This is a genomic window from Indibacter alkaliphilus LW1, assembly GCF_000295935.2.
GTDB classification, from domain to species: domain Bacteria; phylum Bacteroidota; class Bacteroidia; order Cytophagales; family Cyclobacteriaceae; genus Indibacter; species Indibacter alkaliphilus.
The window spans coordinates 59,291-75,851 of record NZ_ALWO02000030.1 but is presented as its reverse complement, the minus strand read 5'-3'; the positions used below and the strand labels follow the sequence as shown (position 1 = coordinate 75,851).

Here is a 16,561-nt window from a genome sequence, read left to right as displayed (position 1 = left end):
AAAAGCAGGCCCCCAGGATTCAAAAGTTACCGGACTGTAGACTCCATTGTTACCCTGACCATAAACAGTCTGGGCCTCAGGCAAGAGGTAAACATTGGAAAATGTAGTGGTATTGCTGACCCTTACCTGACCTTTTCCCTTGGTTCCTCTCTTTGTAGTGATCATAAGCGCACCATTGACACCTTCCGAGCCATACAGGGCTGCAGCATTGGCACCTTTTAACACGGTGATGCTTTCTATGTCATTGGGGTTGAGTCTGGAGATGTCAGGAATCGGGACACCATCCACCACATAGATGGGTTCATTGGGGTTTCTGCCATCAATTCCAGAGCTTCTTTGAAGTGATCTATTGCCTCTAAGTACCACCTGGGCTGCAGGATCTACTTTACTGTCATACATATTGATCCTTAAGCCGGCAACCTTTCCTGACAATCCGAATATCGGGTTGACTACTTTGCCTTGATTCAACTCCTCAGACTCCACGATCTTGGATGAGGAGCCCAGTTCTTTGGCCGATCGACTTATGCCCAGCGCCCCGACCACCTCTACTTCAGACAGCAAAGTGGCATTTTCCTTCAGGTAAATGATCAGCTCCTCTTCTGCTTCCGGGACGATGACTTCTTTTGACAAAAATCCGATAAATCTAATGATCAACACATCTCCTGGGTTGGCATACATCCTGAATTTTCCATCCTGATCAGTTACAGCAGTCGTCGGTCTGTCTTTGATCTGTATGGTAGCACCCGGCAGGGGGTTTTTAGAATAATCTTCTATGACGGTCCCAGAGGCATGAAAATGCTGGGCATTCGTTTGGGTTGACGCAAATAAAACACAAACAATAAGTACAATTTTTTTCATGGGCTTCAGATAATTTTCACTACTGTTATTTAGACTTAGTCTAAAAAAGAATTAAGTTTGTGCTGCAAATCTAAGCTCAGGTACGGTGTATCAATGACGCTATAAGGAATTAAAATGACGGTAAAGGGAAAAAGTAACGTAAAATTATTCAGTCGTCTTTTAGATCAAGAAGAAGGAATTTTTCAGCGATTGGGTACTGAAGGTATTTCCCATCCAAAAGTAATTTTGAGGGAACTGGAGTTTCCGGGTATCCAAGGAGCTGAGTATTTATCAGATGCTATTTATTATTGTCATGCCAAGAGGATTCCAGATCACAGACCTCAAACCATCCATGTGCTGTCACAGAAAAACTACATACAGCTAAGTTTCTGTCTGGCAGGCCATCTCAAATATTTCAACAACAAAACCGGTGAGCTTATCTACAGTCTTTCGTCGGGTATGGCCAATATGATTTTCTATGGCGATCAGGAAATCCGGGTGGAGTATGAAGGAGAAGAAGTATTTGAAACTTTGGTTGTCAACATCCATATAGATTACATCCAAAAGCATTTTTCAAAGATCTTTCTTGGCCTTGGAACACTTCTAAGGGATATTTCAGGCAATGAACCAAGGTTAATTTCTGAGAAAGGTATTTTGGTCAGTCCTGAGCTTCGGCAATTGCTGTTGCATTTTGTTTCCAAAAAGTATGCAGGCTGTTTTTTAGCGCATTATGTGGAGATTAAGATCAAAGAAGCATTTATCCTTTTGATGGATAGTTTGGAAGAAAAGGACTCTTATCCTACAACTGCTCAGTTCTTAAAGCCGGAAGACATCGAAAAAATGGAACTGGCAAAATCCATTCTACTTGAAAACTTCAGTAATCCTCCGGGATTAAAGGAGTTGGCCTTGTTGGTAGGTACCAATGAATTCAACTTAAAGAAACATTTTAAACTGCATTTTGGCAAAACTGCCTATAACTATTTGCATGAATTTAAAATGGAAAAAGCCAGAGAATTGCTTGCTTCTTCAAAGAAACCTATAGCTGACATAGCGGAATATTTTGGATACAGTCATGCCACACACTTCAGCAGTGCTTTTAAAAAGTCCTTCGGAATGTTGCCCAAGGCTTACAGGGAATCCAATAGTTTCTGATTGGAGTTACAAAAGCCTGAAACCTTCTACCTGCTTGCCTCCCCTGAGTATTTCCAAGAAATTCATATTGACATATCCCATCAATGATTGGCTTGCAGGGAAGCATGTAAGTCAAGGTCTGGTTTTTAAAAATAAGGGGGAGGGCCATATGTCATTAACCCTCCCCAGACCATTAAAAAATTAACCGTTCAAAATCTGAAGTATTTCCAGTTCAGTTCTGGCCTTTTCAAATAGTTCTGAGAGGCGATGGTGTTCACATTCTTTGATTACAAACTGAATGCTTTGATGGCAGGTATTGATTACCACAAATCTATTCCCTTCCTCCGTCTGCCAGCTTTTGACATCAAAATCTATGTTTTGGAATGATTTACTGAAAGTATGGAAATCCACTTCCAAAAAAGTCACCATCAAATTATTGAAGTACCATCTTACCATGCCCGATTGAAGACATTTGACAACATTGCTGCCCGGCATTTCTGCCAATAGAACACTTGTACAACTTTTGCCCATCTCTCAGTTTAAGTTAGTGCCTGGAATCCGGATCTGGTGCAGTTACAAATAAACCCTATTTATAAAACCAATATTTCCGGATCCAGGACTTGATATCTTTGGATTGTTCAGTTCAGTTATAATCTGGTACAAAAATGGGGATCAAAACTAAAAAATCAAATTTATTTAGATTAATTCTAAATAGATTTAATCTATTGAATTTTCCCAGTGTGAGATTTATAAAATGAATCTCAAAATTAAGGGTTTAATCACCAAGCGCACTGAGGTAATAAAAAAACAAAACTATTTCAGGGCAAATAAATCCCCCAAGTTTTGCTTTTATTAAACCATTGAAAGGCAAGCTTTCAAAGAAGGCTTAACTAAACCTTTTAGTCAATACTATTTGAATTTGATATATTTTTCCACTCTTTTGCAGGTAGTTCTTTGTTTTTAAAATTTCATCAACGCAAAGCAGGTTCGGTAGAGATACTGATTAATAAGGAATCATGTGCAAATCATGAGCTGTCCCGCAACTGTAAGTGACCCGAAAAGTTTTTTGCCCAAGTGTGCCATTGTCCAGATGCTGAATATCGCAAAAGGATGAGAAGGCCGGCAGAAAATGTCACAAGTCAGGAGACTTGCCTATTTTGTATTGACAAATACCCTCGTGGATTGGGGTACAAGTCAGGATTGGTGCATAACTTCATTAGCTGACCCATAGCTTTCATGGGAGCAGTGTATGTTGTCCTGTCTTATCCTATTTGACTTTTTCACGGGTGTATTGCGGAGTTTTAAAACAATATGTTTTAAAATTTAACCTTTTACGTAATGCAAACACACAATCTTGGCTACCCGAGGATAGGTAGTCAGCGTGAGCTCAAAAAGGCCGAGGAGCTTTTTTGGGCAGGAAAAATCTCCGAACAGGATTTGGAGGATGTCTCACTGCAAATCAAAATTTCCAATTGGGAAACGCAGAAGCATGCAGGAATCGACTGGATTCCTGTCAATGACTTCTCCCTGTACGATCAGGTATTGGACTTATCTGTCCTGGTGGGAGCCGTCCCTGAGCGATTCAAAAAGCTTGCAGCCCAAAAGTCTTCTAATGAACTCTATTTTGCCATGGCCAGAGGCTATCAAAAGGAGGGCTTTGATCTTAAGCCTTTGGAAATGACCAAGTGGTTTGACACCAATTACCATTACCTGGTACCTGAATTTACAAAAAGCCAGACATTTTCACTTTCAGGAGACAAGCCATTCAGGGAATTTGAAGAAGCCCAGAAGTTGGGCATACAAGCCAAACCTGTGCTATTGGGTCCTATTTCTTACCTTTTATTAGGGAAAGAAAAAGAAGAAGGCTTTTCCAGCATCGACCTATTGGACAAGTTACTGCCCACCTATACTGCAATTCTGAAAAAGTTGCAGGATCTTGGCGCTACTTGGATACAGATCGATGAACCTTGTCTGGCATTGGACCTTACAGCTGAAGTCAAAGTTAAATACCAAGAAGTTTATCAGCGCCTGCATACAGCATTTCCAGAACTAAAAATCATTCTGGCCAATTATTTTGACTGCTATGGCGATAACCTTGACATTGCACTAAGCCTACCTGTAGATGCACTTCATTTGGATCTTGTGAGGTGTCCCTCCCAATTGGATGATATATTGGCGCATCCTGCTTTGGCCCATCAGGCCCTTTCATTGGGCCTGGTAGATGGTAGAAATATCTGGAAAAACAACTATGAAAATTCACTGACATACATCAGGAAAGCTATAGAGAAGCTTGGCAAGGAAAAGGTCTGGCTAGCCCCCTCCTGTTCTCTTCTACATACACCGTATGATCTGGATCTGGAAATTCAGCTTGATCCTGAGCTTAAGGACTGGCTTTCATTCGGTAAGCAAAAACTGGATGAACTGCAGGAACTCAAAGAAATTGCCATCCTTCCGGATGCGGAGCATTCTCTGGAGTATCTGAAACAGAATGAGCAGTCTATTGCCAAGAAGGCCTTATCGAAAAAGGTGCATAACAAAGAGGTAAAAAATGCCCTGATTAGTTTGAAAGCTTCGGATTTTAAAAGAAAGGCTGAATTCACCAGCAGACAAAAAATCCAAAAAGAAAAGCTACAGCTGCCCCTGTTCCCAACCACTACTATTGGTTCCTTTCCCCAGACCAAAGAAGTTCGCTTACTACGCTCCAAATTGAAAAAGGGAGAGCTAAGTCAAGAGCAATATGATGCGGAAATCGAAAAAGCCACCACAGAAGTGATCCATTGGCAGGAGGAAATCGGATTGGATGTACTGGTTCATGGGGAGTTTGAACGCAACGACATGGTAGAATACTTCGGAGAACTCCTGGATGGTTTTGCCTTTACCCAACACGGATGGGTGCAGTCTTATGGTAGCCGCTGTGTCAAGCCTCCGATCATTTTTGGAGATGTAAGCCGACCAGTGGACATGACTGTCAAATGGTCTGTCTTTGCCCAAAAAATTGCCAAGCGTCAGGTTAAAGGCATGTTGACAGGACCTGTCACGATCTTGCAATGGTCTTTTGTCCGAGATGATCAGCCGAGATCGACGACAGCATTTCAGATTGCCCTGGCCATACGTGAAGAAGTATTGGCTTTGGAAAAAGCAGGCATTCAGATCATTCAGATTGATGAACCTGCCATTAGAGAAGGTCTTCCGCTACGAAAGAAAGACTGGGACAATTACCTGACCTGGGCCATTGAGGCATTTAGGCTTTCTTCAAGTGGGGTGGAGGACCAAACCCAGGTTCATACCCACATGTGCTATTCCGAGTTCAATGACATCATTTCCCACATTGCCAATATGGATGCAGATGTCATCACGATAGAGACTTCCCGGTCAGAGATGGAATTACTTGGGGCTTTCAAGGATTTCAGGTATCCCAACGAGATCGGACCAGGGGTATATGACATCCACTCTCCAAGGGTACCAAAGAAAGAAGAAATCATAGACCTTATCCAAAAGGCGATGACCTATCTTCCTGAGGACAACATCTGGATCAACCCTGATTGCGGATTGAAAACCAGGCAATGGGAAGAAACCAAGGCCGCTTTGATCAATATGGTAGAAGCAGCCAAAGTACTTCGTTCGCAGGTCTTGGATACTGCATAAACATTACAGCGCCACTTGAATCTCAGATTCAGGTGGTGCTTATCCTTATTTTAGTAAAGAATCTTTATGGAACCTAAGAGTAAGAAGCTACATGATATTCATTGTTTGGATGTAGTTACAATCAAGACCCCAACCCACAAAGCAACAAAAAGGTTTATTGAAAATAATGCCTTTCAAGCTGCCCCATATGTCCTCCATAGCATGGATGTGATTGCAATGGATTTGGCAGGAACAAGGTCAAGGCAATTGGATGTCAGTTATTTGAAAAAAGTCGGGGATCAGTACAATTGGCAAATTGACCTTGATGAAGCGTTAAGGGGTTTTCCCTTTGAAGCACTTGTTCTCACAGGTCTTGACCGGAGGATATTGTGGACCAGTCACGGTTTTGAGTCTATGACCGGCTATACGTCCCAAGAGATATTGGGCAGGAAGCCATCTCTTCTCCAGGGGCCAGGGACTGATCCAAAAAAGATTGAGCAATTGAAATTAAATTTAAAAAGCAGTAAAACATTCCAAGTCCAACTCACCAATTACCGCAAATCAGGCCAGGCTTATGAATGCTTGGTCCAGATCCACCCTATCTTCAACAAAGAGCGGGACTTAACCCATTTTCTGGCATTAGAAAGAGAAATATGAAAACATTAGAACAAAAAATACAAGATTCAGAAACACGTGTTTTCAAAGTGGTATTTCCCAATACCACCAATCACTACGACACCTTATTCGGCGGTATGGCCATGTACCTGATGGACGAAGTGGCCTTTATGACTGCCACGCGCTTCGGCAGAAAGAAGATGGTGACGGTAAGCTCCAAGAAGATAGATTTCAACCAGCCCATTCCGGCAGACACCATCATTGAACTGGTAGGAAAAGTAGTCAAGGTGGGTAGGACCAGCCTTGAGGTAGAGGTAGAAATATTTGTAGAGGAAATGTATTCAGAAGATCGCAGATCAGCTATCAAGGGTGGGTTTACTTTTGTAGCGATTAATGAGGATAAAGTTCCGGTCCCGGTGCTGTAATCAAGCATCCCCATGGATTTTCCCAAAGAATCCAAGAAAGCAATCTTATGATCCAATCAGGACGGATTTTCCTTCAGTATATAAGTAGTACCGCGAATAAAAAGTAGACAAATTCAAGAATAGAAAGGAGTGTTTTCACAATGGATTTAGATAAAAAAGAAAAGAAAAGACAGTCAACAACTGCCTTTTCTTTTGAAAGTAGGTCTGGAATGATAACTAATTAAATTAGTCAGGTTGAAAAGAAAATACATTTTGCTCTTTCCTCTTCCCAATAAATTTCACAACAGTCAGTGAAAACCTGTTCTGCGCTTGAATAGTCACATGAGTATCGCTGTTGAAATCCTGACTGATGGGCACTTGGTAGTTGGTATGTAGCATCCAGGTTTTAAACTGGGCCTGCGCCCCCACTTGGGCCATACTTAATCTTCCACCGCTATTGGCCTGCAAAAAGCCCTCATGGGTATGTTGACCCCCAAACTCATGGTACACTCCTATCAAAGGGAAAAGCTGTGTTCCGCCGATGAATGTTTTGTAAAACACATTTGCCTGTGCATTGTATTGATTACCAAAGCGATAATCTTGTGAATTGAACGTATTGAATTTATACACAGCCTCAAGATTTAATCCGAAGCGGTTACTCATGCTGGTATAGTTGAGCATGGCCAAATAGTCCCAGGATCCACTTCCCAATTGAAAATTTGGATTGATCAAATTTTCTGTTCTTGAAAACTGAAATTCGGCCAAAGGCGCTTTTAAACCCGCTCCAACCCAAAGATTGTGGAGCCATTTTTCCATAGGATTCCCCTTTTGGTCCAATAGTTTATAGTTAAGCATCAGCATAGGATCACTAAGTCCACTTAATTGTTCAGACTCGTGGCTACCATTCATGGTATTGTACATATAGGGAAGTACAAGGTTTAGCTGTAATTTTTCATTCAAAGCAATTCTAGCCATAAAATCTGCCCGCTGATAGGTATCATTTGAGTACTCCAATACACCACCATGCCTAGAGTTAGCGTAGAATTGGGCTATGGCATAACGTACACCCACAAAATGCGCTTCATTTTGTGGAATCACACCAAAATTGAATCCCCCCAAAGCACAACCGCAAGCATCACAAGCTCGAGCTTGTGTATGATACATTCCAAAGGCCAGTAGTACTAGTGCTATTTTAATTGTTTTAGTCATTATTGTTGAAGAATATAGGGTTTGAAAGAAACCCAGGGTCAGTCAAAGTTTTTAGAAATGCTATAATTTTCTCTTTTTCTTCTGAAGTGAGAGCAATTACTGGTTTCCCATCAGCAAATACTTTCGGATCGATGGTCAATTGTTCGGTAACCCCATCTGAATAGTGATCCAAGACCTGCTGTAAGGTCTCAAACCTTGCATTGTGCATATATGGGCTGGTCACTTCAATGTTCCGAAGAGAAGGAACTTTGAACTTTGCCCTGTCTTGCATCCGTTCGGTTACGGTCTCTCTTCCCAAATCCGTGATTGAACGCTGGGCACCATTGTTTCTGTAATTCAAATCTGTAAACAAAGGCTCTTGATGACAGCTTTCACAATGTTGCCTGAAAAGCTGTAGTCCATCAAGTTCCAAGGACGTGAGTGCTTTAGGATCACCTTTGATATAGCGGTCATACTTAGAATCAGCGGACACCATCATTAGCATAAACTGACTCAGGGCATGCAACACATAAGGACCGGTCACCTCCTCAATGCCAAAAGCATCTTTGAACAAAGTCTGATAATCTGCACTTCTGTTAATCCTCGCCACTACTTCCTCAAAGCTGAGATCCATTTCGATTTCTGATTCAAAGGCCAAAATGGGAGTAAAGTCCAAATGAGTCACTCCACCATCCCAGAAAAACTCCTTTTGGAATGCCAGATTGAATAAAGGAGGTGCATTTCTTTTTCCTTCTCTATCCTCCACACCGAAGCTGAAGGGATGCAGCATGATATCCGCAAATGCATGGCTCTGTACATGACAGGAGGAGCAGGATATGGAACCATCCCGGGAAAGAAAAGGATCATTAAACAACCTTTTTCCAAGTTTAAACCCTTTTTCATTGACCTGATTATTTCTGAAGGTGTAAGTCGGTTCAGGGAAATGTGCCGGTTTTTCAAACTTGTACGCATCAACTTTAGGATGCTCAGCAACTGATTCACATCCATTTATCACCATCATAATTGACAAGAGTACAGGCCCAAAAAGCCTGACTCTTGTTTTGTAACAGCTAATCATAAATTACTGATGTGTATGATCCACAATAAATGCCCCTGCAAGTCTTTGGGCAAAAGGTTTACCGGCAGCAGGGGAATGGATGTTATTTTCCATCTCAAAATCTGCATCGCCAATGACTTTCAATAAGTCCATATGGATGTGAGGAGAGGGACGTAGGCTTTCACTTACCCTTACTGTAGCATCAAAATCCAGTGATATCTCCACATTATTGTCGAAAAACCTTTGTGGGTCTTCGTTTTCAGATGGAATATTTTTCCATCCTCCGATATGCAACCTAACCCGGTTGGTAATATCCCCCTGCACGACCGGTGATGATGGTGAATGACCTTCAAAAAGGTAGTTGATAAATCCGGAATTCCAGTTCCAGAACCAGCCTCCCGAAGCCCTATCTAAAATACCACCAACAGCACCTTCTTGAATTCCGTCTTCTCTCACACCAAGGTTGAAAACTATCTTATTGTATTGACCGGCTGGAACATCCTTCAAATGAATATTGTAGGTATCTGTTTCTCCCTGAACTACCCTATAGTATCCTTTGATTTGGCCCGCATCTGCCGTAGCATTCATCTCATCAACAAAGACTTCCCCATTTGGTCCGGAAAGCTTTATATGGCTGATGTAATAGCCAAAACTTGTGATGTTGAATTCTTGACCTTTGGCAGTCGTATATCGGTAATTGGTACTGCCCAATTCATCCAAGATCATGGTTTGATTACCTACATAATTGTCGAATTTGACAATCATCTCTCCCTTTTCATTGATGGTTGGGTTTTCTGATTCCTGACATGAGAATAGTACTGCAACAAACAGCAATAGGATTGAATAGATATTTTTGAAAACTTTCATTTTGAATTTGATTTTTAATTTTTGAAAATGTAGCTGAACAGGCCATACCTGTTCCACAAAGTGTCCAGAATGACAGTTTGTGGGAATTCTATAATAAAAAGCTTGCTGTTGCAGGTGGCCTGCCCAGGACCCTAAGGTAGCTTTGATAGGCCTTGTTTTTCAAAAACCCAACATGATCAAAGTCGACTGCAAGGCAAAGCCTTGAAAGCTCAAGATCTAGGGAAAAAAGTGTAAACAAGTTAAAATCAGAACGAAAATCCATCCAGCTGGATTCCTGATCCTGAGCTGCTTGGTCCAGTTGCTTATTTAGAAAGCACTGCCCATTACATTGGGACATGGGAATGTCCTTATTTTCGCAAAACATCTCCGTAATAAAAGAGCGGTTCAGCTGAAAATTGACACAAATAACCGAATAGACCATACTGTTGAGTATGATCATCCAAGCCATACTGATGACAAAAAGACTGCGTACCATGAATTTTCCTAAACTGAACTAGTCAGTAGCGGCTTACAAATAATTTATAAAGATGGGACATCCCGGGGCATCGCCAGGATCAAATGACGGGAAAAAATGGTTGTAGTGCGGAAACCTAAATTCCAAACAAGCTCACTGATTTTTAAACGGACAAAAACCAGAGAATAGAGACTTAGAATTAAGGTCAATCAGACCTAACAACCCAAGCTCAAATCTGTGGAGGAATATCAATTGAACTTATAAAATTGCTGAAAACAAGTTCAGAAAATTGTTTTGAAAAAGTAATATCAAAAGCTGCCATAGGTCCTGACAATTCCCAATCAGCTTGGAAAGCTATAAACTGGCCAAAGTCAAGGGAAAAGGAATGCTGACTATTCTGCTCCTGCTTTTCCTTCTCTGCTTTCAGTTGTTGGGCAAGGTAACATTTGCCGTCGCATTTCAGATCCGACTGCGCTTTGTTGATACAAAAATTCTCAATAATCGTTGCTTTGTTTAGCTCATAGGATCCTTGGATGAGGGAATACACCATTCCGTTCAATACCAAAAGTGCTGCCATGGCTATGTAAAGCAAGCTTTTCAACATGGTGGCAAAGGTAGGGCACGGGAGAATATTAAACAAACAGGTTTGAATTTTTCAGCTCCTCTTTTACAGCTTCTTTTCTGTTTAAATGATTTCATCAGGGCAAAGCATTTTTATTCATTTCTCATGAATCTTGGGAAACCTTTGGGGCAAAAAAGATTTTAGAATTTTCATTTCGGTATTTTTTATGATTATATAGAATACTAAAACAGCACTTGATGCATAAAAAAGAAAGCAGGATTTAGATTTACCCTACTTTCTTATTCTGAAGAAAATTTTTTAAGAAGCCTTGAATATTCAGAAAACCCAAATTTTCCTGCAAGGACACCATATATATATACTTTAGTTCAAACTCACATCCAGGTATACTGAATGCCTGCCATAAGTGTCATAAAACGGTTTAAATTCAACTCCATCAATTGTAAAGGTCAACTCAGCGGGATTTCCCTTAATTGATTTTCCTATATCCTTTTTGTCAAATGAAATTTTTCTCCATTCTTTCCTTGCGTCAGACTCCTGTGCTGCCAATAATATTGGCCCATAAAATAGGCTTGCGATGTTAGGTTGATCCATCACCGGATCCAAGTAAAAATCAAAGGGCATTCTTAAGTCCACTTTATCACCATCTTCCCAAAATCTACTGATAGCAATGTAACTTCCCGGCTTTACATCTAATTGAATCTCTTTGCCATTAATACTCACATGGTAACCCTTTCTGGCCCAGGAGGGGACTCTTAGGTGCAGTACAAACTCACCTTCACCCTCTACCAAAAGCTGTGTTTTATCTTCTTTGGGAAAACTCGTTGCTTGTTTGATTTTGATATTTCTCTCTTCCCAATCCAATGTTGAAGGAATAAAGAGGTTGACGTAAACAGCGTTTTCTTCAATACTTTTATAATAAATAGATTGCTGGAGTTTTGTATTGCTTTCAATTGAAGTACCATTGCAACAAGTAAACCCGGTCATTTTTGCATTACCAAAATGTTTGATGGATCCAGGTCTTAAAGGCACATGATACGTATTGGCAGGACTATCTTCAGCCACTGAAGCAAGAATATGGTTGTACAATCCCCTTTCGAAATAGTCCATTAACTCTCCCCGCTGTTCAAATAAAAACAGGTTACCTGTCAACTTCAACATATTATAAGTTGCGCAGGTCTCATTTTGTCCACCAGATGAAAAACCATTTTCATAAAGCGTAGCTGGTTCGGCAATAAAGCATTCTGCATTTGCCGGATTTCTAGCTCCGGCGACTCCTCCAATGCTATACATGTAATCATTCACTGCCTTAAACCAATAATTATCAGCTACTCTAAAGTACTCGTCCTTAGCTGAAACCCTGTACATTTCCAAACTGCCTACTACTTGAGGAATATGCTGATTGGCATGAAGGCCCCTGAATGTATCTACATTTTTGGCCAGGCCATGGGAATACTCTGCATCTCCAAAAAACATCTGAATATTGTCAAAAAGCTGTGCTCCCTTTAGAAACCGGGGATCTTGAGTAATTTCATACAAAGTAGCCATTGTTTCATTCATACCTCCAAACTCCCCTGCTATGTAGGTATTCCACATTTTGATTAAGGTTTCTTGGGGAAGCGCATCCAACCTCGTATATACCCACTCTCCCATTCCTTTGGCGATTTCCAATGCTTTTTCATTCCCACTTACTTTATAAATATCAATCAAACCTGCTAAAATCTTATGGAGTGTATAATAAGGGGCCCAAATTTGGTTTTTCTGTCCCCCATAAGTAGCACCCTTTTCCAGCATTATAAACTGATCTGGAGGATAGGCACTGATATACCCTTTTCCCCAATTCCAATAATCGCTTCTAATGCCTTCATCACTTAGATCAGAGTCAAAATCTGATTTTCCCGGACCTTTTGGAACAAGTACTGGATCCTCATTACCTTTTCCATTGACTTTATTTCCAGAAAGTTTGGATAAATCATACAACACATTGACCATATAATCCATTTTATCCAAGAAATTCTGCTGGAGAACCTCATCATAGCCAGTGCTTGCGTATGCTTGGGCAATAGCTGTAAGGTAATGACCGGTAGCATGCCCTCTGAGCTTTGTTTCCTGACTGTCCCAAACTCCCAATGGAACTGCATTTTCAGGTTGGGGTTGATCGAAAGCATGTCTAAACATGTAGAGAAAGGAGTTTGGATCTGTCTCTGCCAGAGTCAGTAAAAATTTGTCCCTATTTTCTATAAATTTGGTCTTTTGGCCAGTTTGATCTTCCTCCAAGTTGATTTGATGAAGTTTAAATAACTCCAACTTTTGCTGTGGTGGAGAACTATTTGTTTTTGCTTTGACAGACACTGTGGCTACAGGTTCAAAATCCGTACCCGGGACTTTTCCTTTAACCGTATAAAGACCTACTTTCGAAACCAATTCATTGTCTTTGGGTGCCGGCCAAATCACCCTTACCAAAGGACCATTGAGGTCATCTACATAAGATCCCTTTACATGGCTTGGAAGTCTTGGCAAGCTTCCAACTTCTGTTTCAACTTTTATGTCCTCTACATTTGACAAAAACACATTGTACAGCTTTGCCTCATCTTCAGGATAATCAGGCAAGTCATCCTCGACTTTTTTGCTGTGAGCAATGTTTTGATTTACATCTCTAAATGCATTAAAATAAATACTTGCTACCTGCCTATTGGCCAATGGTACTCTATAAAATCTTACATCATGAAGGAGGGCATCCAAGCTTTCGGCTTCCGGTGTAGCAGATCCCCCTAAAGAAATGGTAAGATTTTTAAGATTTTCACTACTAAATATCCTAAGAAGTTCATTTTTGAGCTCAGGTGTTTCCTTTATTAGTTTACTGTCCACATAGGTTTTGAAAGCTTTAGATGGTATATCATAGACAAAAACCAGGTGTACCCATTTATTCAGAGGGACGCTATCTCCCGATATGGATTTGCTGTTCCCTTTATGGTCCTCAATATTTATTTTGAAATTTGAATCTCCCTCAACTCCTACAGGATAGGCAGCAAAATAACTTTTACCATTTGTACTAAAATCCAAAAGGTACTGACCTGATTTATCAGACCTGAGGTAAACCCAAGCTGAAATACTCAAGGATTCTACATTGCTTAAAATTTCACTTGGAAGTATAAGGTTTTCCCCTTTTTTCCCGGTCATGGAAAGTACTTTTCCAAACCGTTCATCTGCTTCAAATTCCACATTTTCAGAGTAGGTAGATGCATGAAGATTATTACGTGACCAATCTTTAAGGTCACCATCAAAAACATACCTGGCTATCAGGTCCGTTTCGCCTATTCCATCCAAAATCTGATCCCCTTCCTGAGCAAAAGATGACTCATAACTTTGCAGGAAAATACAGATGATTAAAACGTATTTGGTAAATGAATTTTTCAATATCATGTTTTTACTAATTGTATCTATTACATTTTTAAGTTTGACAATACTGCTTTGAATAGGATTCAATGAGATCGTCCAGTTCTAATAAAGATTGCTATTTTATTCTATTAATTCCATGCTGGTGGTTCGGAACCTAGCAAGTTTCTCACAAAAAAATCCCTTCTTTTACGTTCCCCATAACTTCCACCGGAACTATGTCCCATTCCTGGTACCATGATAAACTCAAAATCCTTCATTTCTTTTATCAGTGCATCTGCAAACTGATACGTTGAGGCAGGGTCCACATTATCATCCAATTCCCCGACAATGAGTAGCAATTTGCCTTCAAGAAGGTCTGCATTGACTGTATTGGAACATGCTTCGTAATGCGGACCAATTTTCCCCATCCATTGTTCATTCCACCAAATTTTATCCATTCGGTTATCATGACAACCGCATGAAGCAACAGCCACTTTGTAGAAATCATTGTGAAAAACCAGAGCTCCGGCAGCATTTTGACCACCGGCAGAAGTTCCAAATATTCCTACCCTATCTATATCCATGTAAGGCCTGGATTTAGCAGCTTCGGTAATCCAAATTTTTCTATCTGGAAATCCTGCATCCTTTAGATCTTGGTAACAGACATCATGGAAAGCCTTGGATCGGTTAGAGGTCCCCATTCCGTCGATCTGCACCACTATGAAACCCAATTCAGCTAGTTCATTTAATCCATAATAATTGGGTCTAAAAAACTTGGGTACATGCGAACTGTGTGGCCCGGCATAGATGTATTCTATAACAGGGTACTTTTTTAAAGGATCGAAATTGCTGGGCTTTATGATCAATCCCCAAATATCAGTTGAGCCATCTCTTCCCGTAGTATGGAATATTTCCGGCGCAGTCCATCCTGCCTCTTCTATGTCTGAAATATCAGCGATTTCAACCGTATGAAGCTCATTAACTTTCTTTCCCAACGAATACACTTTTGACACCGGCGGTCTATCCTGTCTGCTGTATGTTGCGATAAAATGGCTGCGATCAGGGGAAAGACTAATTGAATAATTGGCATCCTCCTTTGTAAGAATTTCAAAATCTGATCCATCCAAATTAATCCTACAAAAATGGGTGTGGTATGGATCTTCTTGAGAATTCATTCCACTTGCCAAAAACAATACACTTCGGGTTTCCTCATTGACCTCCAGCACTTCCCTGACTACCCATTCACCCTTTGTGATCTGATTGATAACACGGCCTTCTTTGCCATCATACAGATAGAGATGTCTAAATCCATCTCTTTCTGAAGACCAAATGATTTCACTCCCATTATTGAGATCCTTCCTATAATACTTTCCACTGTAATCTATAAAAGTTGGACTCTCTTCCTTTATAAGGTTTTTGATACTTCCGTCGTCACTGTACATACTGTAAACTGCATACTCCTGATGCCCACGCTGATTGTACTCAAAGGTGATAGATTGACTGTTTTCCCTCCATTCAAGTCTGTGAACAGAATATTGATCCGGAATAAGCTCTAAAGGAAAAAAATGGACCTTATCCATTTCCAAATTTACCATAACAGGTATTTTGATCGGCAATGCATCTCCTGGCTTTCTGTAATCTCTTTCATGCAACTTTGGTTGTAATTGCTCTTTGGGTGTAGATTCCAGAAGGTAAAGCTTTCTGACTTCAGCAGGCCTTATTTTTGTGAGAGCAATCTTTTTACCATCCGGAGACCATTTGATATCAACAGCATAGTATTCTCCAGGTGATCCATCAAATGTCAATTGCTTTTCCTCTTCCCCATCCTTTAGGAATAGGTTATGGTCTTTTATATATGCTGATAAACTTTTGTCCGGGCTCAAGACCGGATCCCCACCTTTGTCATCAGTGCTCTGTCCCCAATACTTTCTTGTTGCATTATTTATTTTCTCTTTTTTCAACAGTTCACCAGTATCGGGTATGAAATCCCATTCATAACCTTCAAACCTGAATTTCACTAGATTTTCATCAATGTCATACTCAACGATTGAAATACCAAGATTATCTTCCTTTACTTCAATTCCTTCGAATGAATTTAGAGCGGAAACAAGGACTTTATTTTCAAATAACCTGGATTTATTACCTGTATTTACTTCAAATTTCCAAAACTCATTTCCCAATGGAGTTGCTTTTGAATACCAAAAAAAGTCCCCTTCTTTTGTCCAGGAAAATGAACTTGGAGAGTTATATACCTTCGAGAAGCTTTCCTTTACTTGCTCAGCTCTTAGGTAGTCTTCTTTAAGCCCTTGGGAAAAAGCATTCCAAACAAATCCTCCAACTAAGCATAAAATCATTGAGGATTTGATAAATTTTTTACAGAATAAACTCATTTGACTGGGATTCAATTCATGTTTTTTTATATAAGA

At 40.4% G+C, this 16,561-nt stretch carries 13 protein-coding genes and 1 riboswitch; of the genes, 4 read left to right on the top strand and 9 right to left on the bottom strand.

Features of this window, described 5'->3' with window-relative positions; translation table 11 throughout:
* Positions 1-858 (bottom strand): carboxypeptidase-like regulatory domain-containing protein (locus A33Q_RS08265; protein WP_040490248.1); only part of this gene is annotated, 858 nt, incomplete at its 3' end.
* Between the two features lie 114 nt (positions 859-972).
* Between A33Q_RS08265 and A33Q_RS21520 the strand changes: the two genes are divergently transcribed.
* Complete coding sequence (locus A33Q_RS21520) at positions 973-1,989, top strand: helix-turn-helix transcriptional regulator (RefSeq protein ID WP_009036044.1); 1,017 nt, start codon at positions 973-975, stop codon at positions 1,987-1,989.
* Between the two features lie 180 nt (positions 1,990-2,169).
* Here A33Q_RS21520 and A33Q_RS08255 read toward each other — a convergent pair whose 3' ends face one another.
* The gene (locus tag A33Q_RS08255; protein ID WP_009036043.1) at positions 2,170-2,499 is read right to left on the bottom strand and encodes a DUF6686 family protein; all 330 of its coding nucleotides are present in this window, start codon (positions 2,497-2,499) and stop codon (positions 2,170-2,172) included.
* A gap of 435 nt (positions 2,500-2,934) precedes the next feature.
* Positions 2,935-3,138, top strand: a riboswitch (cobalamin riboswitch).
* A 168-nt stretch (positions 3,139-3,306) separates the two neighbouring features.
* Here A33Q_RS08255 and metE point away from each other — a divergent pair.
* The 3 genes from metE to A33Q_RS08240 all read left to right on the top strand — a co-directional run bounded on the left by metE (position 3,307) and on the right by A33Q_RS08240 (position 6,632).
* Positions 3,307-5,613, top strand: a complete 2,307-nt coding sequence (gene metE / locus A33Q_RS08250) for a 5-methyltetrahydropteroyltriglutamate--homocysteine S-methyltransferase (RefSeq protein ID WP_009036042.1) — start codon at positions 3,307-3,309, stop codon at positions 5,611-5,613.
* Positions 5,614-5,679: 66 nt separating this feature from the next.
* Positions 5,680-6,249, top strand: coding sequence for a PAS domain-containing protein (locus A33Q_RS08245; protein WP_009036041.1), 570 nt, complete (start codon positions 5,680-5,682; stop codon positions 6,247-6,249).
* The gene (locus A33Q_RS08240) at positions 6,246-6,632 is read left to right on the top strand and encodes an acyl-CoA thioesterase (RefSeq protein ID WP_009036040.1); all 387 of its coding nucleotides are present in this window, start codon (positions 6,246-6,248) and stop codon (positions 6,630-6,632) included. The genes A33Q_RS08245 and A33Q_RS08240 overlap by 4 nt, the downstream gene beginning before the upstream one ends.
* Before the next feature lie 225 nt (positions 6,633-6,857).
* Here the strand turns inward: A33Q_RS08240 and A33Q_RS08235 are convergent, their stop codons facing one another.
* From A33Q_RS08235 to A33Q_RS08205, 7 genes are all read right to left on the bottom strand, one after another.
* A complete protein-coding gene (locus A33Q_RS08235) occupies positions 6,858-7,820 on the bottom strand; it encodes a hypothetical protein (RefSeq protein WP_009036039.1) in 963 nt (320 codons plus the stop codon).
* Entirely contained in the window at positions 7,813-8,877 is a 1,065-nt protein-coding gene (locus A33Q_RS08230; RefSeq protein ID WP_009036038.1) for a cytochrome-c peroxidase, read from the bottom strand. Before A33Q_RS08230 ends, A33Q_RS08235 begins: the two co-directional genes overlap by 8 nt.
* Positions 8,878-8,880: 3 nt before the next feature.
* The gene (locus tag A33Q_RS08225) at positions 8,881-9,723 is read right to left on the bottom strand and encodes an MbnP family protein (protein ID WP_040490264.1); all 843 of its coding nucleotides are present in this window, start codon (positions 9,721-9,723) and stop codon (positions 8,881-8,883) included.
* An 88-nt stretch (positions 9,724-9,811) separates the two neighbouring features.
* Entirely contained in the window at positions 9,812-10,198 is a 387-nt protein-coding gene (locus A33Q_RS08220) for a hypothetical protein (protein WP_009036036.1), read from the bottom strand.
* Between the two features lie 208 nt (positions 10,199-10,406).
* On the bottom strand, positions 10,407-10,781 hold the full coding sequence (locus A33Q_RS08215; protein ID WP_009036035.1) for a hypothetical protein: 375 nt from the start codon (positions 10,779-10,781) through the stop codon (positions 10,407-10,409).
* A 339-nt stretch (positions 10,782-11,120) separates the two neighbouring features.
* Positions 11,121-14,180: a beta-L-arabinofuranosidase domain-containing protein gene (locus A33Q_RS08210; RefSeq protein ID WP_009036034.1), complete on the bottom strand. Its 3,060-nt coding sequence runs from the start codon at positions 14,178-14,180 to the stop codon at positions 11,121-11,123.
* Positions 14,181-14,284: 104 nt separating this feature from the next.
* The gene (locus A33Q_RS08205) at positions 14,285-16,489 is read right to left on the bottom strand and encodes a S9 family peptidase (RefSeq protein WP_051394837.1); all 2,205 of its coding nucleotides are present in this window, start codon (positions 16,487-16,489) and stop codon (positions 14,285-14,287) included.
* Positions 16,490-16,561: the final 72 nt, after the last annotated feature.

Bases quoted from the DNA above. Each gene is read 5' to 3' on its own strand.
- A33Q_RS21520 (WP_009036044.1), top strand. From the start codon at position 973: ATGACGGTAAAGGGAAAAAGTAACGTAAAATTATTCAGTCGTCTTTTA.
- A33Q_RS08255 (WP_009036043.1), bottom strand. From the start codon at position 2,499: ATGGGCAAAAGTTGTACAAGTGTTCTATTGGCAGAAATGCCGGGCAGC.
- metE (WP_009036042.1), top strand. From the start codon at position 3,307: ATGCAAACACACAATCTTGGCTACCCGAGGATAGGTAGTCAGCGTGAG.
- A33Q_RS08245 (WP_009036041.1), top strand. From the start codon at position 5,680: ATGGAACCTAAGAGTAAGAAGCTACATGATATTCATTGTTTGGATGTA.
- A33Q_RS08240 (WP_009036040.1), top strand. From the start codon at position 6,246: ATGAAAACATTAGAACAAAAAATACAAGATTCAGAAACACGTGTTTTC.
- A33Q_RS08235 (WP_009036039.1), bottom strand. From the start codon at position 7,820: ATGACTAAAACAATTAAAATAGCACTAGTACTACTGGCCTTTGGAATG.
- A33Q_RS08230 (WP_009036038.1), bottom strand. From the start codon at position 8,877: ATGATTAGCTGTTACAAAACAAGAGTCAGGCTTTTTGGGCCTGTACTC.
- A33Q_RS08225 (WP_040490264.1), bottom strand. From the start codon at position 9,723: ATGAAAGTTTTCAAAAATATCTATTCAATCCTATTGCTGTTTGTTGCA.
- A33Q_RS08220 (WP_009036036.1), bottom strand. From the start codon at position 10,198: ATGGTACGCAGTCTTTTTGTCATCAGTATGGCTTGGATGATCATACTC.
- A33Q_RS08215 (WP_009036035.1), bottom strand. From the start codon at position 10,781: ATGTTGAAAAGCTTGCTTTACATAGCCATGGCAGCACTTTTGGTATTG.
- A33Q_RS08210 (WP_009036034.1), bottom strand. From the start codon at position 14,180: ATGATATTGAAAAATTCATTTACCAAATACGTTTTAATCATCTGTATT.
- A33Q_RS08205 (WP_051394837.1), bottom strand. From the start codon at position 16,489: ATGATTTTATGCTTAGTTGGAGGATTTGTTTGGAATGCTTTTTCCCAA.